Source organism: Pseudomonas yamanorum, from assembly GCF_013386765.1.
In the GTDB taxonomy this organism is placed as follows: Bacteria; Pseudomonadota; Gammaproteobacteria; order Pseudomonadales; family Pseudomonadaceae; genus Aquipseudomonas; species Aquipseudomonas yamanorum_A.
Map to the genome: position 1 here is coordinate 1 of NZ_JACARE010000041.1, position 19,683 is coordinate 19,683.

Consider the following 19,683-nt stretch of genomic DNA (forward strand, 5'->3'; position numbering starts at 1 on the left):
GGCCATGGATGGCCCGTCGCGGCGGCCCGCGGAACCGGGCCGGAGTGCGGGCATGCCGAGCCTAAGCGAGGCACCGAGTGGTGGGGCAAAGACCTTTTGGTTACTTTTGGCTGGGCCGGCATTCCGGGCGTTTGCCAAAAGTGACCCGCTGTAAGAGCGGAACCATAAGCCGCCGTGACCGCAGCAACGGATATGTACTCAACCCTCAGCCCCTCAGCCCCTCACGACTTCAGCGCCTTCTTAGGATAAATATCATACCGACTGGACTTCCCATCCAACGCATGACTCGGCTTCACCCCCTCAATACAAGGCGCCTTACGCGGCCGCTTGACCACCACCCGATGGCTGGCCAAAGCCAACGCTGCAGCAAGCAACGCCGGCGCGTCGGGATCATCCCCCACCAAAGGCCGAAACAACCGCATCTCCTTCTTCACCAACGCGGTCTTCTCCCGATGCGGAAACATCGGATCCAGATAGATCACCTGAGGCGGCTCCCCCTCCCAATCGCGCATCACCTCGATGGAATTGCCCTTGAGCAACTTCATCCGCGCCACAATCGGCGCCACTTCAAAATCCTCAGCCCCACGCGCCAAGCCATCCTCCAGCAAGGCACCAATCAACGGCTGACGCTCAACCAGGCTCATCTCGCAACCCAGGCTGGCCAGAACGAACGCGTCCTTGCCCAACCCGGCGGTCGCGTCCAACACCCGCGGCCGCACGCCCTGAGCCACACCCACCGCCTTGGCAATCATCTGCCCACTGCCACCCCCGTACAACCGCCGATGCGCCGCACCGCCTTCCACAAAATCCACCCGCACCGGTCCGGGCGCGTCCGGCCCCAGCTGTTGCAGCTGCAGGCCCTGCTCCCCCACCTGCAAGGCAAAATCCGCTTCATCCAGCTGCAAAGGCAACCCAAGCTCCTCGGCCCACTGCTGGGCACGGGCCTGAAAACCCTCGGCCAAGGCCTCGACCCGAATGCGGCTGGCCGCTGGTTGTTCGCTCATCGGTGACTACGCTCAAAAATATTAAGGATCGGCCAAAAGCGGCCGATAAAAAAAAGGATCCGGCATTTTGCCAGAGCTGAGCGACGATCGAGAGAAATGTCAGACATTCCTTCGCTATTCACCGGTGTACTGCCGACCCACAACCACTTCGGCCTGCGCAATACCCAAGCGCTGGCCGGGGTCAGTCATGTGTGGCAGGACTTCTTCGCCCAGGCGTTGGCCGAACAGCTCGGCGACACGCCGGGCGCGCTCGCCAAATCCCCGGCGAAGCCTGTGGATCCATCGGTTGAACCCAGCGAAGGCAGTGACCTGCTGTCACAGATCGTCACCCAGCGCGCGTGCGACGTAAAAGACACCGAAATCGCCCCGCCCGAGCCGCTGTTCCTGCCCATCGCCGAATTCGAACTGGACTTGCTGCCACCGGCACCGCCACCGTATCCGGCGCAAGAAGTGGTCGCCCAGCAAAAGCAGCAAAACTTCGAAAGCGGCTGGGTACGCCCGATCGTCCTGAACGCCGGACAACCGCTGCCCACGCCTGGCCCGGCGCCGCAACCACGACCGCTGCACCTGCCGATTGCCGAATTCGAACTGGACCTGCTGCCGCCTGCCCCGCCTCCGTTCCCGGCAGAAGAGCTGGTTGAGCAACAGAAAGCCCTGGACTTCGACAGCCGCTGGGCGCGCCCGCTGATCATCCACAACCTGCGCCTGGCGGCCTGATTCTCAGCGACACACCCACCAACGCCCCATATCCAGATGAAAGTGATTACGGTGGGCAGCGTTGTAATCCGGGCTCAACACCACGTTGAAATCCTTGCAGGCGCCATCGCGCACTTGCCGCAAAAAACGCGCGCCCTCCCCGTCACCCGGCCAATCCTTGAGCACACTGATGGTGCGTCCATCCGCCAGGCGAAACCCGGCGATATCCAAGGCATTGGCCGACGCGTGCTGGCTGAGTCGCCCATCGGCGCGGTTGTAGACGTTGCGACAGGCAAAGCTGCCCAGATGATCGACCCGCGTCACCGCCTGGCCAAATACCGCCTGGGCTGCCGGTTGCAGGCTGTGGCGCTCGAACAGGGCGAACGCCACGGCCAGCGGACAACTGGCGAGAAAGCTGCTGCTCAGCCCCACGTCCGCCCCCTGAACGCGCAAGGTATTGCGCAACGGGCAGGCTGCATCCGCAGGGCTGTCCGCCTGATGGGTGACCCCCAGCCCGGAGGTTTTCAGCACCTGGTCACACAGCGCGGGGTCATCCTGCAGGCGCCCCAGCTTGAACCGGGTCAGCAGGTTCGGGCTGGTACGCACATCCAGCGGCGCCCACGGGTTCCACTCATCGGGCAGCGGTAACCAACCCCGCCACACGCCGACCAGCAGACCACCCGCCAACACGAGCAGTACGCCCAGCACCTTGAAAAACCGCACGGCTGATTATCCCTTGAACAGCTGATTAGCCTGGCTGAACGGCATCGAACGCTCGGTAAAGGTAAACGTGCCCAGCTCGTGAACCTCCTGGGCCGCCCTGAAGAATTCCCCGTAAGCCGCCAGGGCCATGGCCGAGCCGACGCTGATGCGTTTGACGCCCATCTCGCTCAACTGCGCCACGCTGAGTTTCAGCGCACCGGACATCAGGATATTCACAGGCTTGGGCGCTACCGCCTTCACGACCGCCAACACTTCCTCGGCACTGCGCAGGGCCGGCGCATAGAGCACGTCGGCACCGGCTTCGGCGTAGGCCTGCAGGCGGCGGATGGTGTCGGGCAAATCCAGACGACCATGCAGGAGGTTTTCCGCACGGGCGGTCAGGGTGAAAGGGAATGGCAAGCTGCGGGCAGCAGCGACGGCGGCTTCGACGCGCTCGACCGACAGATCAAACGGATAGATCGGGTCGACGGCAATGCCGGTGGCGTCTTCGATGGAGCCACCGACAATCCCGGTAGCTGCGGCGCGCAGGATGGTGTCGGCGCAACCTTGCGGCGTGTCGCTGAAGCCGTTCTCCAGGTCGGCGGCGACAGGCAGCGAGGTTGCCTGAACGATCGCCCCTGCATTGCCGAGGGTGTCTTCCAGGGACAACGCACCTTCGGCATCCGGGCGGCCCAGGCTGAAGGCAAAGCCCGCGCTGGTGGTGGCCAGGGCTTCGAAGCCGAGGCTGGCGAGCATTTTGGCGGAACCGGCATCCCAGGGGTTGGGCATCACAAAGGCACGGTCACGCTCATGCAGCGCCTTGAAAGTTTCGGCGCGAAGGGTTTGGGCATCCATGACTGACTCCTGTCGGAAAGAGGAGCCTTAGAGTAACCCCAGTTGCTCCACTGCGGGTTCTCGATGCAGCGTGGGCAATGCTGGCAAGCCGGGCAATCGCGCCATCAACTTGTCATGAAAACGCAGGGCCAGTTGCGCGGCCAGGCGATTGTCCGAGGTGTGGAGAAACACGTAGGGCGTGCGGCCCTCTTCGATCCAGCCGGCGACCTTTTCAACCCAGGGCACCAGGAACGGGTCATTGGCTTCCAGCTCCGGATGGCCAATAAACCGTACTTGCGGAAACTGCGTCAACGCCGCCGGACGAGGTGGCACCTTGGGCTTTTTCGATTGGGCATGCAGCACGGCGGCCGAGGTGGACGTGCAACTGAACAGCGCCCGCGGGTCCAGGCAGATGCGCTCCACGCCACGATCACGCAGCAAGCGATTGAGGCTGCGCTCGGCGTCGCCCTTGGCGAAAAACTCCGAGTGGCGCACTTCTACCGCCAAGGGTCGCTCCAATCCGTCGATAAACCCGGCCAACTCACCCAGGCGTTGCGGGGTAAAGCTGGCCGGCAGTTGCAGCCACAACGGCGAAATACGCTCGCCCAACGGGCTCATCAACCCCAGAAAACTTTCCGCCGCGGGCAACTGCTCAATCAAATTGCCGCTATGGCTGATGTCACCTGGAAACTTGGCCGTGAAACGAAAATGCTCGGGCATGATTTCAGCCCAGCGCTGCACGGTAGCGACGGAAGGACGGGCATAAAACGTGGTGTTGCCCTCAACCGCGTTGAACACGTGGGAGTACAGGGCGAGGTAATCGCTGGAACGGGCGTCGGCGGGATACAGGTACTCGCGCCAGGCGTTTTCACTCCAGGACGGGCAACCGAGGTAGTAAGGCAGTAGCATCAGATGTGGATGTCGAGACCCAGCACTTCCATATCCCATTCGACAAAGCCGGCGGTGGTCAGGTAGCTGGCCAGGGCAGTGGCGACGTTTTTGCTCATGGAGCGGGGGAAGACCATGTCTTGCTGGCGGGCCGGTACACCGCTGATGCGTTCACCGCTGGAGCCTTGGGAACGAGCAGAAACCGCCGTTGAGTCGGACTGGATTTCAACAAAGTCGGGCGAGTCTTCGACGGAGTCGTCTACCGTCACGTTCGCCTTGCGAGGCTTACGCTTGAGGGGGTAGGACTGTGATGAAAAGCCGTCTATGCGCATACATGCGAACTCGGTATCGGTGATGGCATTTTAGTGGCGCTTTCCATGGCGCGCAAATGCTCTGGTGATAACTAGAACACATAATTTGAAAAAGGTTTAAAAGCCGGGGCAAATTCTGACGATTGGTGATTTTCAGCTGAATTTGCCCGCACTTTTGACGTCAAATAATCCCGCGTTCCGCCTTGGTCTGCGCCACTTTATCGCGTAGGTACACAGGGGCTGCCTGGTCGGCGGGAATCGCTTCGCCGCGCTCCCAGGCAAAGCGTGCCAGGGTCAGCAAGTCTTCGGCATGGGGCAACATTGCGGCATCCTGGCCGGCAAGCGTCACGCCAATGCGTTCGCCGTAACCCCAGCCGGTGCCAGCACCGAACCAGTCGCCGCTCGCATCAGCCGGCAAAGCCGCCGCTTCAGGGGGCAACACGGCTTCAACGCCGATCAGGCGCATCTCGCCAGCCGTTTCGCGGTAGCTGCCCCAATACACTTCGTCCATGCGCGCATCAATGGCCGCCGCGACCTGGCGGGCGCCGTGCTCGCGAAACGCCCGCTGCGCCAGCACTGCCAGGTTGGACACCGGCAATACCGGACGCTCCAGCGCAAACGCCAGGCCCTGGACCACGCCAATGGCGATGCGCACACCGGTGAATGCACCCGGGCCGCGCCCGAACGCGATGGCGTCCACGGCCGACAAGGTGGTGCCAGCCTCCAGCAACAGTTGCTTGATCATCGGCAACAGCTTCTGCGCGTGCAGGCGCGGGATCACCTCGTAGTGGCTCGTTACCTTGCCATCGTGCAGCAGGGCAACGGAGCAAGCTTCAGTCGCGGTGTCCAGGGCCAGCAAGGTGCTCATCGGTGTATGCATCCACGTTGAAAAAAAGTGCGCCAGTATAAACAACAACGGCCCGCAAGCGGGCCGTTGTGTAGGAGCAAGCTTGCTCGCGATTTGAGCATCAGCTCAACGCTTGCAGTACCTTGCCGGTGATGGACTCAACCGAGCCAACGCCTTCGATGTGGCTGTATTTCGGCTTGCCCTGGGCATCGGCCAGCTTCTGGTAGAAGTCCACCAGTGGCTTGGTCTGGGAATGGTAGACCGACAGGCGATGACGCACGGTTTCTTCGGTGTCGTCTTTACGCTGCACCAGGTCTTCACCGGTGATGTCGTCCTTGCCGGCCACTTTCGGCGGGTTGTAGACGATGTGGTAGACGCGGCCAGACGCTTCGTGAACACGACGGCCGGCAATACGCTGCACGATCTCTTCGTCTTCAACGGCGATTTCCACCACGTTGTCCAGCTCGACGCCGGCCTTCACCAGGGCTTCGGCCTGGGGAATGGTGCGCGGGAAACCGTCGAACAGGAACCCGTTCTTGCAGTCGTCCTGGCTGATGCGTTCCTTGACCAGGTTGATGATCAGGTCATCGGAGACCAGGCCGCCGCTGTCCATCACGCTCTTGGCGATCAGGCCCAGCTCGGTGCCGGCCTTGACGGCCGCACGCAGCATGTCGCCGGTGGAGATTTGTGGAATGCCGAATTTTTCAGTGATGAACTTTGCCTGAGTACCTTTACCGGCCCCGGGAGCTCCCAGCAGAATGACGCGCATCGATGTGCTCCTCAATTTTTTATAGAGATGACGCTCGGATTCGCCGCGTGGGGCCAATCTCGGAAATCTTGGGTCCAGGCCGCACAAACGGCCAAAGGCTGATCAAGATACACAGCAGGCCCAAACCACACAAGCCGCCGAAAGTAGGAGAAACCCGCGCCGCGCTGGCTTTATAGGCGGGTGCAACCCCGGCAGCAAAACGCCGGTCGCCAATTTTACGGCGACCGGCGCGGTGTGTCTGCAAGCTATTGAGAACACGCCATAAATGTCAGCCGGTGTTGCGCAATCCGGCGGCAATACCGGCTACAGACACCAGCAGCGCCTGTTCCAGAGGGCTGTCCTGCGCCGCTTCCTGCTGCCGCGATCGGGCCAGCAATTCGGCCTGCAACAGGTGCAACGGGTCCAGGTAGGTGTTGCGCAGGCGGATGAACTCAAGTGTATCGGGGCTATGGGCCAGCAGTTGCGACTGGCCGGTCAGGCCAAGCACCACACTGCACGCCTGCGACAATAGGTCGCGTAAGTGCGCGCCCAATGGCAGCAGATCGGGCTGCACCAGACGCTCGTCATACAGCCGGGCGATGTCGGCGTCGGCCTTGGCCAGTACCATTTCCAGCATATCGATGCGGGTGCGGAAGAACGGCCACTGCTCGCGCATCTGCCCCAGCAACTCGCCTTCGCCCCGCTCCAGGGCCTTGCTCAACGCGGCTTCCCAGCCGAGCCAGGCCGGCAGCATCAGGCGCGTTTGGGTCCAGCCAAAAATCCACGGGATCGCCCGCAGGCTCTCAATACCACCGGCACGGCGCTTGGCCGGGCGACTGCCCAGGGGCAAGCGGCCCAGTTCCTGCTCCGGGGTGGACTGGCGGAAATACTCGACGAACTGCGGATTTTCCCGCACCACGGCGCGGTAAGCGCTGACACCGTCAGCCGCCAATTCGTCCATCAAATGGCGCCACGCCGGTTCCGGTGGTGGCGGTGGCAGCAAGGTCGCCTCCAGCACCGCCGCCAGGTACAGGTTGAGGTTTTGCTCGGCGATGTCCGGCAGGCCGAACTTGAAGCGGATCATCTCGCCTTGTTCAGTGGTACGGAAACGCCCCGCCACCGAGCCCGGTGGCTGCGACAGAATCGCCGCGTGGGCCGGGCCGCCGCCACGCCCCACGGTGCCGCCGCGACCGTGGAACAACAGCAGTTCGACTTGTTGTTCGCGGCAGATGTCCACCAAGCGTTCCTGGGCCCGGTATTGCGCCCAGGCTGCTGCGGTGGTGCCGGCGTCCTTGGCGGAGTCCGAATAACCGATCATCACTTCCTGCGGGCCTTGCAACCGCGCGCGATAGCCCGGCAACAGCAGCAGTTTCTCCATCACCGGGCCTGCGTTGTCCAGGTCGGCCAGGGTCTCGAACAGCGGCACCACCCGCATCGGCCGCTGTACGCCGGACTCTTTGAGCAGCAGTTGCACGGCCAACACGTCCGACGCGGCACCGGCCATGGAGATGACGTAGGAGCCCAGGGAAGCGGCCGGCGCGGCGGCGATTTCCTTACAGGTGTTCAACACTTCGGCGGTGTCTGCCGAGGGTTTGAAGTAACCCGGCAACAAGGGGCGACGGTTGGCCAGTTCCTTGGTGAGGAAACTGATGCGCGCCTCCTCATCCCACTCTTCGTAACGGCCAAGGCCCAGGTAATCAGTGATTTCGGTCATGGCCGCGCAGTGGCGGGTGGAGTCCTGACGTACATCGAGGCGCACCAGGAAGAGGCCAAACGTGACCGCCCGACGCAGGCAATCGAGCAGCGGGCCGTCGGCAATCACGCCCATGCCGCAGGTGTGCAGCGACTCGTAGCACAGCTCCAGAGGGTCCAGCAGGTCGCGGTTGTTTTGCAGCACGTCGGCCGGCGCCGGCGTGGCGGTGGTCAACGAGGTGTGGGCCCACTGGCGTGTGGCACGCAGGCGTTCGCGCAGTTGCTTGAGCAGCGCGCGGTAAGGCTCCACGCTGTCGCCGACCTTGGCCTGCAAGGCCGGGCTGGCCTGTTGCATCGACAGCTCGGACGCGAGGTGGTCGATATCGCGCAGGTACAGGTCCGCCGCCATCCAGCGTGCCAGCAGCAACACTTCGCGGGTGACTGGCGCGGTGACGTTGGGGTTGCCATCACGGTCGCCACCCATCCAGGACGCGAAGCGAATCGGCGCGGCTTCCAGGGGCAGGCGCAGGCCGGTGGCGGCGTGCAAGGCCTGGTCGGCCTTGCGCAGATAATTCGGGATGGCGTGCCACAGCGAATGCTCGATCACCGCGAAGCCCCACTTGGCTTCGTCGACCGGCGTGGGCCGGGTGCGGCGGATTTCTTCGGTGTGCCAGGCTTCGGCGATCAGGCGTTGCAGGCGATTGCGGATCTGCTCGCGCTCGGCGGTGGTGAGGTCGCGGTGATCCTGCAGGGCCAGTTGGGCGGCAATGGCGTCGTATTTCTGGATCAGGGTGCGGCGGGCAACTTCGGTGGGGTGCGCAGTGAGCACCAACTCGATTTCCAGCCGGCCCAACTGGCGCGCCAGGGATTCGCTGCTGTGGCCTTCGCTCTGCAGGCGCGCCAGCAGTTCCGGCAGCACACGCGACTCGAAGGGCGCCGGCGTTGATTCATCCCGGCGGTGGATCAACTGATACTGCTCGGCAATGTTGGCCAGGTTGAGAAACTGATTGAAGGCCCGCGCCACCGGCAGCAGTTCGTCTTCTTTCAGTTGATTAAGGCTGGCGCTCAGCTCTTCGCCGGCGGCCTGCTCCGAGGCCGCACCACGGCGGTCGGCCTTGGCGCCTTTACGGATCTGCTCGATCTTGTCGAGGAATTCATCGCCGTACTGCTCTCGAATCGTGTTGCCCAACAGCTCACCCAGCAGGTGAACATCCTCACGCAAACGTGCATCGATATCGCTCATCAGCCAATCTCCAGCAGAAAATCCGGGACGCTTTGATCCTCAAGAGTGCCGCCCACAGCGGCGTCTTACAAGGAACTTTAAACCTTGTGAGTTGCAGCTAGTCTCAAGAGTAAGCCGCAGCGTTATCCGCGCTGGTCGGCTGGTCACTCATCATCGCCCGCTTACCGTGGGCTCCATTGAGGTTGCCATGAAAATCCGAGAACTGGCCCAGCATTGGGAAGAAAACGCCAAGGGTCGCCTGACCAAAACCGAATACGCCATCCATCTGGACGTAGAGGCCGCCGCGAGGCTGGCGGCAATCTGCGAAATGTACCCCAAACGCCATACCGAAGAACTGCTCGGCGAGTTGATTGGCGCAGCCCTCGAAGAGCTGGAAGCGAGCTTCCCCTATATCAAGGGCAAGCAGGTGATTGCCACCGATGAGGAAGGCGACCCGCTGTACGAAGACGTCGGCCCAACCCCGCGTTTTCTCTCTCTGTCACGGCGTTATCTGCACGACTTGTCAGCCCAATCCGACAAGCAGAAACACTAGTAAACCTCCGCTAAAAAAACCTTAACCCCCAGTATTCAGGGCCTCCCACAGGCCCTGGATACCCCTTCGCCGTGCAAAAGTTCCAACTTTTAAACGCTGACCGTTCAGTCAAATATTTTTTTAGGCAAATCGCCATCTCCGCTGAACTATTCAAAAAAGCCTCCGGTCACAGCCAGTAAGCCATCACTTGGAACAGCCGTTTGAATAGGCGTCCTGAGCCTTACCGCCGGACCCCGCAGACACTGCAAGCCGGAGATGGATTTTGATGTTTTTCAGGAGTTATCTAATGGAGTTGAAGACGATGAAGACCAGCACTGCCAAAACCTCGTTTAACCACCTGCGCGGGCTTAAATTGGCCGCGCTGGCAATCGGCACCAGCTTCGTACTGGCTGGCTGCGCCGGCAACCCACCGAGCGAGCAATACGCGGTTACCCAGTCGGCGGTGAACAGCGCCGTCAGCGCCGGTGGCACCGAGTACGCCGCCGTGGAGATGAAGTCGGCTCAGGACAAACTGAAACAAGCCGAAATCGCCATGCACGACAAGAACTATGACGAGGCCCGTCGCCTGGCCGAGCAATCCGAGTGGGACGCTCGCGTAGCAGAGCGTAAAGCCCAGGCTGCCAAGGCCGAACAGGCTGTGAAGGATTCCCAGAAAGCTGTTCAGGAGCTGCGTCAGGAAGGCATGCGCCCGGCTGTGATCCAGCCGCAGCAATAAGCCACCGCCCCTGATTGCACTGCACCCGAAACCGAATTGAAAGGACGACACGACTATGCGTAAACAATTGATGATCCCTGCCCTGCTGGCGATGAGCGTTGCTCTGGCGGCGTGCTCCACCCCGCCGAACCAGAACCTGGAAAACGCTCGGACCAACTTCTCGGCCCTGCAAGCCAACCCGCAAGCCACCAAAGTAGCGGCCCTGGAAACCAAGGACGCCAGCGACTGGCTGGACAAGGCTGACAAGGCCTACCGCGACAAGGAAGACCAGAAGAAAGTCGACCAACTGGCCTACCTGACCAACCAGCGTGTTGAAGTGGCCAAGGACACCATCGTCCTGCGTGAGTCCGAAGCCAAGCTGAAAAACGCCGGTGACGAACGCGCTCGCGCCCTGCTGCAAGCCCGTGACGCACAGATCAAGCAACTGCAAGACAGCTTGAACGCCAAGCAGACTGATCGCGGCACATTGGTGACTTTCGGTGACGTGCTGTTCGCCACCAACAAGTCGGACCTCAAGTCCAGCGGCCTGGTGAACATCACCAAGCTGGCGCAGTTCCTGCGCGACAACCCGGACCGTAAAGTGATTGTCGAAGGCTACACCGACAGCACCGGTTCCGACTCGTACAACCAGAGCCTGTCCGAGCGCCGTGCCGCTTCCGTACAGCGCGCACTGGCCAACCAGGGTGTGGATATCTCGCGCATCGTGACCCAGGGTTATGGCAAGGAATACCCGGTTGCCGATAACACCAGCGTTTCGGGCCGTGCCATGAACCGCCGCGTTGAAGTGACCATCTCCAACGACAACCAGCCGGTCAAGCCACGTTCTTCGATGGCCAACTGATCGACTGATGCTCCATAAAGAACCCCGCCAATTGGCGGGGTTCTTTGTTTAGAGCCACCGGCGCATCACGGCGATATCTCCAGGGCCTTTACACACTCAATACTGAACCTGCCCGCCGCCACCGCCGCCGTTTCCAGCCTGTGAACCTTGACCTTGGCTGCCTCCTTGTTGCTCGGCTTGCATCAGCATCTTCCTGAGCAATTCCAGAAGATCCTCTTTGCCTGCCCCCTGGGAGCCACCGGCGCCTTGGTCTGCCGCTGGCTGGGAAGAACCTGAATCCTGAATACCCTGAGTGCCGAAATTGCCACCGACTGGATAAGATGAATCATTAACTTGCATATAGATGACTCCACGATAAGTAACCGAATCAGCGACGCTGATCAGTTCGAAATATGTGGCAATCAATCCAGATTAGTTCCAGCCGGTTCCTCCAAGATTCGTCTTACTGCTCCAGTTGCGGCGTTTCCTGGCCGATGCAGCGCACTGCCTGTTTCTTGTTGTTCACCAGCACACCGGTCAGGCCTTTCTGTTCGGTGTCGAACAGCACCAGCACGCCATCGACGCACTGCGCCACCTGGGCGGCCGGGGCCAGGGAGATCTTGTAGTCTTCCCCCGGCACGGTCTTGAGCATGGTGAAATCGCTGAGCAGCAACGCATCCTCGGGCTTGGCGAAATGCAAATAGCCGTAGTACCACAGGCAGCCCACGGTACCGATGATGGTGCCGATGCCGGTGAGGATCAGGGGGATCATGTTGCGTTCTTCGCTCATTGCGGGTTCTCTGCGTTGGAATTCGGGGCCGCCGGGTAATTGGGGATTTCCCCCAGGCGGCGCAGCCCGTTGAAATGCTGCGGGTCATCGAGGTAGCGCAGCATCACGGTTTGCCAGGTCTTGTCGGCAAAGGTCTGCACGTGACCGCCCCGGGTCAGTTGCAGCACCCTGGGTGGCGGCGCAGCTTGATACAGGCGGATGCCGTTGGACAGCGGCACGATCGGGTCATCAAGGCTGTGGAACAACAGTTTCGGCACGCCGGTCAGTTGGGGCATGGCGTTGATCGCACTGTCGGCGTCCGGCACCAGCCACGACAATGGGACCTGGAACGGCCATGTTAGCCAGGAGGTGCTGAGGGCGAATTGTCCTACGTCACGATAACTGGCCGGCACACCGTCCAGCACCAACGCCTTGAGTTGCGGCTGACGTTCGGGATGCACCGCCAGATAGTGCACCACCAGCGCGCCGCCCAGGCTTTGGCCCAGCACGATCAACGGCTGGCCCTGGGTTTCGGGAGCGTTGTCGATCCATTTGAAAGCCGCATCGATGTCCTGATAAACCGCCGGCAGCGAAGGTTCACCTTCGGACAGGCCGTAACCGCGATAGTCCACCAACAGTACTTGATAGCCCTGCTCCGGCAGCCACCAACTGCCGCCGAGGTGCCAGGCGAGGTTGCCGCCATTGCCGTGAAGGTGCAGCACCGTGCCCTTGAGCGGCACGCCGGCCTTGGCGGGCAGCCACCAGGCGTGCAGCTTGAGGCCATCGGCGGTGGTCAGCGTCACGTCACGGTATTGCAGGCGGGCCTTTTCCGGGGTGAACGGCAAGCCGCGCTCGGGGTAGAACAGCAGGGAGCTGCAGCCGTTCAAGGTCAGTAGCAGGCAAAGAATGCCGAGGATTCTCATCCGTTGAAGCCTCGTGAATGGGTTGGAACAGAACCCCATGGCTGATGAAGATCAACTGTGGGAGCTGGCTTGCCTGCGATAACGGTGGTGGATTCACCATCGTCATCGCAGGCAAGCCAGCTCCCACATTTTGACCCGGTTCCTTCAAGGGAAATCCCTTAAAGGATATTGGAGTAATCCGCCTCGATCCGGTCCAGGCTCAGATGGTTGAGGAAGTTGGAGAAACACATCCACGCCGCCAACGCATTCATGTCGCGGAACTGGTCCGGCAGGTATTTGGGCGGCACCACCAGGCCTTCATCCACCAATTGACGCAAGGTGCGCATGTCTTCCAGCGTGGTCTTGCCGCAAAACAATAGCGGCACTTGCTCCAGCTTGCCTTTGCGCACCGCCAACTGAATGTAGTTGTAAACCATGATAAAGCCCTTGAGGTAGGACAAATCCTTGGTAAACGGCAGACCCGTAGGCGTCGACCCGCGGAAAACCCGGCTGGCGTTGCCGTAGCTTTCCGCCATCTCAAAGCCCTGCTCGCGGAAGAATTCGAACACCTGCAGGAAGTCGGCGCCCTGCTCCACCATGTGAATGGCGCGGGTGCGGTTGGTCAGCTTGCGCAAACGGCTGGGGTAGGAGGCGAAGGTGATGATTTCCATCAGGATCGCCAGGCCTTCCTGGGTCACGGTCGACGAGGGCGGGCCCTTGGACAGGAAGGTGCAGATCGGCTGGTTCTGGCCATTGAGGGTGGTGCCCACATGCACCAGGCCTTCATGAACTTCCAGGGCGCGCACGTCACGGTCATTGAACATCGCGTCGGCGCGAATCTTGATGTAGTCGGCACCCGCCGCCGCATCCGCCACGATACCGTCGGACTCGAACACCCGGATGGTTTCCTCGGCCTCGCCAAATACCTTGTTCAGGCGGCTTTGCAGCAGGTTGACGGCGTCCTTGGCGGTGAGGGTCTTGGCTTCGTCCTTGAGGTCGCCACGGCCGTCGATATTGTTCAGGTAGTCCGACATCATCAGGCCCAGGTCAGCCAGGGTCGGGTCACCGGCGTGGAACGCATCGGAGGCGGCGCCGTACAGTTCCTGGGAAATCAGGCCGAAATCCTCGGTGCCGCGCGCTTCGAGCATGCGCACCACCATGCGGTATTCCTTGCACATGCGCCGCATGATCTGCCCGACCGGGTTGAACTGGCCAAGCTGGCGCGTGATGTCACGCTCGATATTCTGGAATTCCAGCTTCACCGCGCTGGAATCAAACGACAGCGGCCGGGTCAGGTAGTAGTCGCGGTTCACCGCCGGCATTTCCTTGCCCTTGGCCTTGAGGAATCCCTGGCGAATATTCTCGTCCCACTTCACGGCGTCGAGGACGCGAATCGGTGTTTGTGCCAGCACAATGCGATCGGACAAGGTGCGTATCGTCTGCTGGTAATCGTCCACCCGGAGCTTCCTCTTTAAACGTTATTTTCCCGCACGCTGGTAGCGCACGGCTTCGACGAACACGTCGGCATTGGCCGGGTCATCCAGGTAGGCAAATACCCGGGCCATGGAACTGTCGACCCGCACACCGTCGCCTTCGACGGTTTCAACGGTGCTGCCGCTCAAGACCTTCTGGCCGATGGCCTGGTGGACCTGATCCAGATCGAGGTTGTAGACCACCAGCTCGTGTTCATCATTCAATTCGAACCCGGCGAGGAAATAATGCCCGCCGAACCTGGCCGGCAACGGTGCCGACAAGTACCAGCGGCTGCCATGGCGGGAAACCGTGAACAGGTATTCATCAAGCTGGCCCGGCTTGGCTTTAGGGTAGCTCACGGCTTTGTAGCGGTGCTCACCCACGCGGCTGATTTGCAGGTTGAGGGGCTCACCCCAGGCATTTTTGCTGGCCCATTTGCCCAACAGGGCATCCGGCGCCGCCTCGCTGGCGGGCAGCGGGTCCTTGAAGGTCACCAGGCAACCGCTGAGCAACAGGAACGACAAGGCGATCACAACGACACGCCAGGCTTTCATTGGACACTCCCTTGGATGTTTTTTGTGGGAGCTGGCTTGCCTGCGATGCGGGCAACTCGGTCTGCCAGTTGAGCCGAGGCGATGCTATCGCAGGCAAGCCAGCTCCCACATTTGAGCTTCATCGCACCCGGAACAGTTATACCGAAGCCAACACCAAATGCATGTAACGCTTGAGGATCTCAAGCATTTCGTCGCTGGTCAGAGGCTCTGCACCGCCCAGCAGGCCCTGATATTCCATCCGACCGATAATCGCCGTCAACACTTTGGCATCCTGTTGCGGCTCACGGGAACCCAATACCTGGAAAAACTGGCAAGTGCCCTGCAGCAGGATTTGCTGGTGAGAGCGCACCAACTCCGCCAGGCGCGGGTTCAGCAGCGCCTCCTGGCGAAACGCCTGCTCGGCCATCAGATGCTCACGACGGTTGAGCAATTGGCGTTGCACGTAGTCGGCGGTCAGGCGCGCGATGTCATCGGCCAGTTGCGAGCGCGACTGCGGGCTGCCGTCGCCGTAAGCGACCATCTCCCGCAGCAGGCCTTCGTTGCGCACCCACAGCTTGCCCATGAACGCCGCGCTGCGCTCCACGTATTGGGCGAAGGTGTCGGTGAGCAGGTCATCGATGTCCTTGAAGTAATAGGTGGTGGCCGACAACGGCACCCCGGCCTCCGCCGCCACCGCGCGGTGACGCACGGCGCGCACGCCTTCGCGCACCACGATGCGCATCGCCGCATCGAGAATGTCCTGCCTGCGTTGCTCACTGCCCCGGCGACTGGCCTTGCGGCCCTGGTACTGAACACTTTCAGCCACGGCAGCGGCAATGCCGGCGGCACCCTTTTGAGCCATTACGCGGTTCACGACGGATCTTCCTCTCACATCAATGAAAACCTGGCGCTGTAAGCTTGACGCTTGTGCAGGCCACATAAAAAAGCCGCCTTATAAAAGGCGGCTTCGGATTTCGCTACGGTTACGCTTGTGGCCGCATGTGCGGGAACAAGATCACATCGCGGATCGACGGCGAGTTGGTCAACAACATCACCAACCGGTCGATGCCGATGCCTTCACCGGCCGTTGGCGGCATGCCGTATTCCAGGGCGCGAACGAAGTCGGCGTCGTAGTGCATCGCCTCGTCGTCGCCGGCGTCCTTGTCGGCCACCTGGGCCATGAAGCGCTCGGCCTGGTCTTCCGCGTCATTCAACTCGGAGTAGGCGTTGGCGATTTCGCGGCCACCAATGAACAGCTCGAAGCGGTCGGTGACGTTCGGGTTGTCATCGTTGCGACGGGCCAGCGGCGACACTTCGAACGGGTACTGGGTAATGAAGTGCGGCTGTTCCAGCTTGTGCTCCACCAGCTCTTCGAAAATCATCACCTGCAATTTGCCCAGGCCTTCGAAGCCCAGCACCTTGGCGCCGGCTTTCTTGGCGATGGCGCGAGCCTTGTCGATGTCGTTCAGGTCGTCGGCGGTCAGCTCAGGGTTGTACTTGAGGATCGAGTCGAACACCGACAGGCGCACGAACGGCTCGCCGAAGTGGAATACCTTGTCGCCGTACGGCACGTCGGTAGTCCCGAGAACAAGCTGCGCCAGCTCGCGGAACAGTTCTTCGGTGAGGTCCATGTTGTCTTCGTAGTCGGCGTAGGCCTGGTAGAACTCCAACATGGTGAATTCAGGGTTGTGACGGGTCGAGACGCCTTCGTTACGGAAGTTGCGGTTGATCTCGAACACTTTCTCGAAGCCGCCAACCACCAGGCGCTTGAGGTACAGCTCAGGCGCGATACGCAGGAACATTTCCATGTCCAGCGCGTTGTGGTGGGTTTCAAACGGCTTGGCCGCAGCGCCGCCTGGGATGGTTTGCAGCATCGGCGTTTCCACTTCCAGGAAGTCACGCTTCATCAGGAAGCTGCGGATGTGCGCGATAACCTGCGAACGCACGCGGAAGGTCTGGCGCACTTCTTCGTTGACGATCAGGTCAACGTAGCGCTGGCGATAGCGCTGTTCGGTGTCGGTCAGGCCGTGGTGCTTATCCGGCAGCGGGCGCAGGGATTTGGTCAGCAGGCGCACGCTGGTCATTTCGACGTACAGGTCGCCCTTGCCGGAACGGGCCAGGGTGCCTTCGGCTGCAATGATGTCGCCCATGTCCCAGGTTTTCACCGAGGCCAGGGTTTCTTCAGACAGGGTTTTACGGTTGACGTAGACCTGGATGCGACCGGTCATGTCCTGGATCACCATGAACGAGCCACGGTTGAGCATGATGCGACCGGCAACCTTGACCGGGATTGCAGCCTCTGCCAGCTCTTCCTTGGTCTTGTCCGCGTACTGTTTCTGCAAGGCATCGCAGTAGTTTTCGCGGCGGAAGTCGTTCGGGAAGGCATTACCCTTGGCGCGCTCGGCAGCAAGCTTTTCCTTGCGCAGGGCGATCAGGGAGTTTTCTTCCTGTTGCAGGGCCTGGTCGAGTTGTTGGTCGCTCATGTCTTTAATTTTCCATCAGGTTCGTTGTCCCCGACCTGCGGCCGGGGATCGCCGGCAAGCCGGCTCCTACAGTCTTTTTACAGGCCCGATTTCAGGCTGGCTTCCAGGTATTCGTCGATATCACCGTCGAGCACCTTGTCGCAGTCGCTGCGTTCGATGTTAGTGCGCAGATCCTTGATCCGCGACGCATCGAGCACGTACGAACGGATCTGATGACCCCAGCCGATATCCGACTTGGTGTCTTCCAGCGCCTGGGAAGCCGCGTTGCGCTTCTGCATTTCCTGCTCGTACAACTTGGCCCGCAGCATTTTCATGGCGGTGTCCTTGTTCGCGTGCTGGGAACGTTCGTTCTGGCAGCTGACCACGGTGTTGGTCGGTACGTGGGTAATCCGTACGGCCGAGTCGGTGGTGTTTACGTGCTGGCCACCGGCACCGGAGGAACGGTAGGTGTCGATGCGCAGGTCTGCCGGGTTGATCTCGATTTCCACCTTGTCGTCGATCTCTGGCGAGACGAACACCGCGCAGAACGAGGTGTGACGACGGTTGCCGGAGTCGAACGGGCTCTTGCGCACCAGGCGGTGCACGCCGATCTCGGTACGCAGCCAGCCAAAGGCGTATTCGCCCTTGATGTGCACGGTCGCGCCCTTGATGCCGGCGACTTCACCGGCCGACAGCTCCATGATGGTCGCGTCGAAACCGCGCTTGTCAGCCCAGCGCAGGTACATGCGCAACAGGATGTTGGCCCAGTCCTGGGCCTCGGTGCCGCCGGAGCCGGCCTGGATGTCCAGGTAGGCGTTGTTCGGGTCCATTTCGTGGCTGAACATGCGGCGGAATTCTAGCTTGGCGAGGTTTTCCTCGAGACGGGCCAGCTCGGCGACGACATCGCCCACTGCGCCTTCGTCGTCTTCCTCGACGGCCATGTCCAGCAGGTCGCGGCAATCGCCCAGGCCGGTGTTCAACTCGTCGAGGGTCTCGACGATCTGCGCCAGCGCAGCGCGCTCGCGGCCCAGTTCCTGGGCGTATTCAGGTTTGTTCCAGACAGCCGGATCTTCAAGCTCGCGATTGACTTCGGTCAGACGCTCATGCTTTTGATCGTAGTCAAAGATACCCCCGAATAGTTTCGGAGCGCTCGGACAGGTCCTTGATGGTGTTAAGGATCGGGTTGATTTCCATGGCGGGCAGCACTCGTTGGCGAACTTTTGAAAGCCGACGAGTATAACGACAAACGGCTGATAACGGCAGTCCGCTTGGCCGAAAAGGCGGGGTCGCATCCGCAAATACGCGTTCAAGAGCCCCTGTGGCGAGGGAGCTTGCTCCCGCTGGGCTGCGCAGCAGACCCTTGTAATGTCATTGTGGTGTGTCAGGCAATGCCCGGTTGATGGTTTGGGGCTGCTTCGCAGCCCAGCGGGAGCAAGCTCCCTCGCCACAGCAAGCTCCCTCACCAGAGCAAGCTCCCTCGCTACAGCAAGCCTTGCCGTCGTTACTCGATACCCACCTGATTGCGCCCATTGTGCTTGGCCAGGTACAAGCCCTTGTCCGCCGCCGAGATCAACTGCCGGCAATCGGTGCCCTGCACCGGGGTCATGGTCGACAGGCCGATGCTGATGGTCAGGCTCGCCCCTTCAGCCGGGCTGATGTGCGGGATTTTCAGCGCCGCCACCGCCTGGCGCAGTTTTTCGGCCACCAACCGTGCCCCGCCCGGCGAGGTGTTCGGCAGCACCAGGGCAAACTCTTCACCGCCGTAACGCGCCGGCAGGTCCGAAGGGCGGCTGCTGGCATCACGAATGGTCGCGGCCACCTTGCGCAGGGCCTCGTCGCCTTCCAGGTGGCCGAAGCTGTCGTTGTAGGTCTTGAAGAAGTCCACGTCGATCATCAACAGCGACAGTTGGGTCTGGTCACGCATGGCACGGCGCCACTCCAGCTCCAGGTATTCGTCGAAATGCCGGCGATTGGACAGCCCGGTCAGGCCGTCGGAGTTCATCAGCCGTTGCAGCACCAAATTGGTGTCCAGCAACTGCTGCTGGCTGACCCGCAGTGCGCGATACGCCGCGTCCCGCTGCAACAGGGTCATGTAGGAGCGCGAGTGGTAACGGATGCGCGCCACCAGTTCGATGTTATCCGGCAGCTTGACCAGGTAATCGTTGGCCCCGGCGGCAAAGGCCGCGCTCTTGATCAGCGGGTCTTCCTTGGTGGAGAGCACGATGATCGGGATGTTCTGGGTCGCCGGGTGGTTGCGGTATTCGCGCACCAGGGTCAGGCCGTCGAGGCCCGGCATCACCAGGTCCTGCAGGATCACCGTCGGCTTGATACGCACCGCCTGGGCAATGGCCTGGTGCGGGTCGGCGCAAAAATGGAAGTCGATATTGTCTTCATGGGCCAGGCCCCGGCGCACGGCTTCGCCGATCATGGCCTGGTCGTCGACGAGCAGCACCATGGCGGCATTTTCGTCGGTCTTGAAGTCGTCGAGCTGTAAATCATTCATTTGCAGTCA

At 61.3% G+C, this 19,683-nt stretch carries 21 protein-coding genes; 4 read left to right on the forward strand and 17 right to left on the reverse strand.

Translation table 11 applies throughout. The features are described 5' to 3' along the window. Positions 1 to 221 precede the first annotated feature (221 nt). Positions 222 to 1,004 carry a class I SAM-dependent methyltransferase gene (locus HX875_RS27100; protein WP_177047378.1) on the reverse strand — a complete coding sequence of 261 codons (783 nt, stop codon included), beginning with the start codon at positions 1,002 to 1,004 and terminating at the stop codon, positions 222 to 224. Positions 1,005 to 1,100: 96 nt separating this feature from the next. On the opposite strand from HX875_RS27100, the gene HX875_RS27105 reads away from it, so the two are divergent. Further along, positions 1,101 to 1,721: an energy transducer TonB gene (locus HX875_RS27105; protein ID WP_177047380.1), complete on the forward strand. Its 621-nt coding sequence runs from the start codon at positions 1,101 to 1,103 to the stop codon at positions 1,719 to 1,721. A gap of 3 nt (positions 1,722 to 1,724) precedes the next feature. Here the strand turns inward: HX875_RS27105 and HX875_RS27110 are convergent, their stop codons facing one another. From HX875_RS27110 to ppc, 7 genes are all read right to left on the reverse strand, one after another. Further along, positions 1,725 to 2,423 carry an extensin-like domain-containing protein gene (locus HX875_RS27110; RefSeq protein WP_177047382.1) on the reverse strand — a complete coding sequence of 233 codons (699 nt, stop codon included), beginning with the start codon at positions 2,421 to 2,423 and terminating at the stop codon, positions 1,725 to 1,727. Between the two features lie 6 nt (positions 2,424 to 2,429). Next, positions 2,430 to 3,257 (reverse strand): isocitrate lyase/PEP mutase family protein, encoded by an 828-nt coding sequence (locus tag HX875_RS27115; protein ID WP_177047384.1) that lies wholly within the window; start codon positions 3,255 to 3,257, stop codon positions 2,430 to 2,432. A 27-nt stretch (positions 3,258 to 3,284) separates the two neighbouring features. Then, positions 3,285 to 4,145: a DUF72 domain-containing protein gene (locus HX875_RS27120; protein ID WP_177047386.1), complete on the reverse strand. Its 861-nt coding sequence runs from the start codon at positions 4,143 to 4,145 to the stop codon at positions 3,285 to 3,287. Then, positions 4,145 to 4,456 carry a hypothetical protein gene (locus HX875_RS27125; protein WP_010176783.1) on the reverse strand — a complete coding sequence of 104 codons (312 nt, stop codon included), beginning with the start codon at positions 4,454 to 4,456 and terminating at the stop codon, positions 4,145 to 4,147. Before HX875_RS27125 ends, HX875_RS27120 begins: the two co-directional genes overlap by 1 nt. Positions 4,457 to 4,616: 160 nt before the next feature. Continuing rightward, positions 4,617 to 5,303 (reverse strand): tRNA (adenosine(37)-N6)-threonylcarbamoyltransferase complex dimerization subunit type 1 TsaB, encoded by a 687-nt coding sequence (gene tsaB, locus HX875_RS27130; protein ID WP_177047388.1) that lies wholly within the window; start codon positions 5,301 to 5,303, stop codon positions 4,617 to 4,619. 100 nt (positions 5,304 to 5,403) lie between these two features. Then, positions 5,404 to 6,051: an adenylate kinase gene (gene adk, locus HX875_RS27135; RefSeq protein WP_010176785.1), complete on the reverse strand. Its 648-nt coding sequence runs from the start codon at positions 6,049 to 6,051 to the stop codon at positions 5,404 to 5,406. A gap of 268 nt (positions 6,052 to 6,319) precedes the next feature. Further along, positions 6,320 to 8,965, reverse strand: a complete 2,646-nt coding sequence (gene ppc / locus HX875_RS27140) for a phosphoenolpyruvate carboxylase (RefSeq protein WP_177047389.1) — start codon at positions 8,963 to 8,965, stop codon at positions 6,320 to 6,322. Positions 8,966 to 9,152: 187 nt separating this feature from the next. Between ppc and HX875_RS27145 the strand changes: the two genes are divergently transcribed. The 3 genes from HX875_RS27145 (at position 9,153) to HX875_RS27155 (ending at position 11,053) form a co-directional block, all read left to right on the forward strand. After that, the gene (locus HX875_RS27145; RefSeq protein ID WP_177047391.1) at positions 9,153 to 9,497 is read left to right on the forward strand and encodes a pilin assembly protein; all 345 of its coding nucleotides are present in this window, start codon (positions 9,153 to 9,155) and stop codon (positions 9,495 to 9,497) included. Positions 9,498 to 9,783: 286 nt separating this feature from the next. Beyond that, positions 9,784 to 10,212 (forward strand): DUF4398 domain-containing protein, encoded by a 429-nt coding sequence (locus tag HX875_RS27150; protein WP_177047393.1) that lies wholly within the window; start codon positions 9,784 to 9,786, stop codon positions 10,210 to 10,212. Between the two features lie 55 nt (positions 10,213 to 10,267). Further along, a complete protein-coding gene (locus tag HX875_RS27155) occupies positions 10,268 to 11,053 on the forward strand; it encodes an OmpA family protein (RefSeq protein ID WP_177047395.1) in 786 nt (261 codons plus the stop codon). Between the two features lie 96 nt (positions 11,054 to 11,149). Here the strand turns inward: HX875_RS27155 and HX875_RS27160 are convergent, their stop codons facing one another. The 9 genes from HX875_RS27160 to HX875_RS27200 form a co-directional block, all read right to left on the reverse strand. Next, positions 11,150 to 11,458 (reverse strand): hypothetical protein, encoded by a 309-nt coding sequence (locus HX875_RS27160; RefSeq protein WP_177047397.1) that lies wholly within the window; start codon positions 11,456 to 11,458, stop codon positions 11,150 to 11,152. A 37-nt stretch (positions 11,459 to 11,495) separates the two neighbouring features. Beyond that, positions 11,496 to 11,822, reverse strand: a complete 327-nt coding sequence (locus HX875_RS27165) for a hypothetical protein (protein ID WP_177047398.1) — start codon at positions 11,820 to 11,822, stop codon at positions 11,496 to 11,498. Further along, positions 11,819 to 12,724: an alpha/beta hydrolase gene (locus HX875_RS27170; protein ID WP_177047399.1), complete on the reverse strand. Its 906-nt coding sequence runs from the start codon at positions 12,722 to 12,724 to the stop codon at positions 11,819 to 11,821. The genes HX875_RS27165 and HX875_RS27170 overlap by 4 nt, the downstream gene beginning before the upstream one ends. Positions 12,725 to 12,882: 158 nt before the next feature. Beyond that, on the reverse strand, positions 12,883 to 14,160 hold the full coding sequence (locus tag HX875_RS27175) for a flavohemoglobin expression-modulating QEGLA motif protein (RefSeq protein WP_177047400.1): 1,278 nt from the start codon (positions 14,158 to 14,160) through the stop codon (positions 12,883 to 12,885). A 21-nt stretch (positions 14,161 to 14,181) separates the two neighbouring features. Further along, complete coding sequence (locus HX875_RS27180; protein ID WP_177047401.1) at positions 14,182 to 14,730, reverse strand: hypothetical protein; 549 nt, start codon at positions 14,728 to 14,730, stop codon at positions 14,182 to 14,184. Positions 14,731 to 14,866: 136 nt separating this feature from the next. Then, positions 14,867 to 15,583: a TetR/AcrR family transcriptional regulator gene (locus tag HX875_RS27185; protein ID WP_177047402.1), complete on the reverse strand. Its 717-nt coding sequence runs from the start codon at positions 15,581 to 15,583 to the stop codon at positions 14,867 to 14,869. Positions 15,584 to 15,692: 109 nt separating this feature from the next. Then, a complete protein-coding gene (lysS, locus tag HX875_RS27190; protein ID WP_177047403.1) occupies positions 15,693 to 17,192 on the reverse strand; it encodes a lysine--tRNA ligase in 1,500 nt (499 codons plus the stop codon). Positions 17,193 to 17,269: 77 nt separating this feature from the next. Further along, positions 17,270 to 18,365, reverse strand: a protein-coding gene (gene prfB / locus HX875_RS27195; protein ID WP_177047404.1) for a peptide chain release factor 2 whose coding sequence is annotated in 2 segments (ribosomal slippage) — positions 17,270 to 18,292 and positions 18,294 to 18,365 — 1,095 coding nt in all. Because the reading frame shifts where the segments join, the coding sequence is not laid out codon by codon here. 307 nt (positions 18,366 to 18,672) lie between these two features. Then, positions 18,673 to 19,674, reverse strand: a complete 1,002-nt coding sequence (locus HX875_RS27200) for a diguanylate cyclase (protein ID WP_177047405.1) — start codon at positions 19,672 to 19,674, stop codon at positions 18,673 to 18,675. Positions 19,675 to 19,683 lie beyond the last annotated feature (9 nt).

Excerpts from the sequence above, each read along its gene's own strand:
- adk (WP_010176785.1), bottom strand. The coding sequence starts at position 6,051 with ATGCGCGTCATTCTGCTGGGAGCTCCCGGGGCCGGTAAAGGTACTCAG.
- HX875_RS27155 (WP_177047395.1), top strand. The coding sequence starts at position 10,268 with ATGCGTAAACAATTGATGATCCCTGCCCTGCTGGCGATGAGCGTTGCT.
- HX875_RS27145 (WP_177047391.1), top strand. The coding sequence starts at position 9,153 with ATGAAAATCCGAGAACTGGCCCAGCATTGGGAAGAAAACGCCAAGGGT.
- HX875_RS27180 (WP_177047401.1), bottom strand. The coding sequence starts at position 14,730 with ATGAAAGCCTGGCGTGTCGTTGTGATCGCCTTGTCGTTCCTGTTGCTC.
- HX875_RS27200 (WP_177047405.1), bottom strand. The coding sequence starts at position 19,674 with ATGAATGATTTACAGCTCGACGACTTCAAGACCGACGAAAATGCCGCC.
- HX875_RS27115 (WP_177047384.1), bottom strand. The coding sequence starts at position 3,257 with ATGGATGCCCAAACCCTTCGCGCCGAAACTTTCAAGGCGCTGCATGAG.
- HX875_RS27105 (WP_177047380.1), top strand. The coding sequence starts at position 1,101 with ATGTCAGACATTCCTTCGCTATTCACCGGTGTACTGCCGACCCACAAC.
- HX875_RS27165 (WP_177047398.1), bottom strand. The coding sequence starts at position 11,822 with ATGAGCGAAGAACGCAACATGATCCCCCTGATCCTCACCGGCATCGGC.
- HX875_RS27150 (WP_177047393.1), top strand. The coding sequence starts at position 9,784 with ATGGAGTTGAAGACGATGAAGACCAGCACTGCCAAAACCTCGTTTAAC.
- ppc (WP_177047389.1), bottom strand. The coding sequence starts at position 8,965 with ATGAGCGATATCGATGCACGTTTGCGTGAGGATGTTCACCTGCTGGGT.
- lysS (WP_177047403.1), bottom strand. The coding sequence starts at position 17,192 with ATGAGCGACCAACAACTCGACCAGGCCCTGCAACAGGAAGAAAACTCC.
- HX875_RS27125 (WP_010176783.1), bottom strand. The coding sequence starts at position 4,456 with ATGCGCATAGACGGCTTTTCATCACAGTCCTACCCCCTCAAGCGTAAG.
- HX875_RS27120 (WP_177047386.1), bottom strand. The coding sequence starts at position 4,145 with ATGCTACTGCCTTACTACCTCGGTTGCCCGTCCTGGAGTGAAAACGCC.
- HX875_RS27100 (WP_177047378.1), bottom strand. The coding sequence starts at position 1,004 with ATGAGCGAACAACCAGCGGCCAGCCGCATTCGGGTCGAGGCCTTGGCC.
- tsaB (WP_177047388.1), bottom strand. The coding sequence starts at position 5,303 with ATGAGCACCTTGCTGGCCCTGGACACCGCGACTGAAGCTTGCTCCGTT.
- HX875_RS27170 (WP_177047399.1), bottom strand. The coding sequence starts at position 12,724 with ATGAGAATCCTCGGCATTCTTTGCCTGCTACTGACCTTGAACGGCTGC.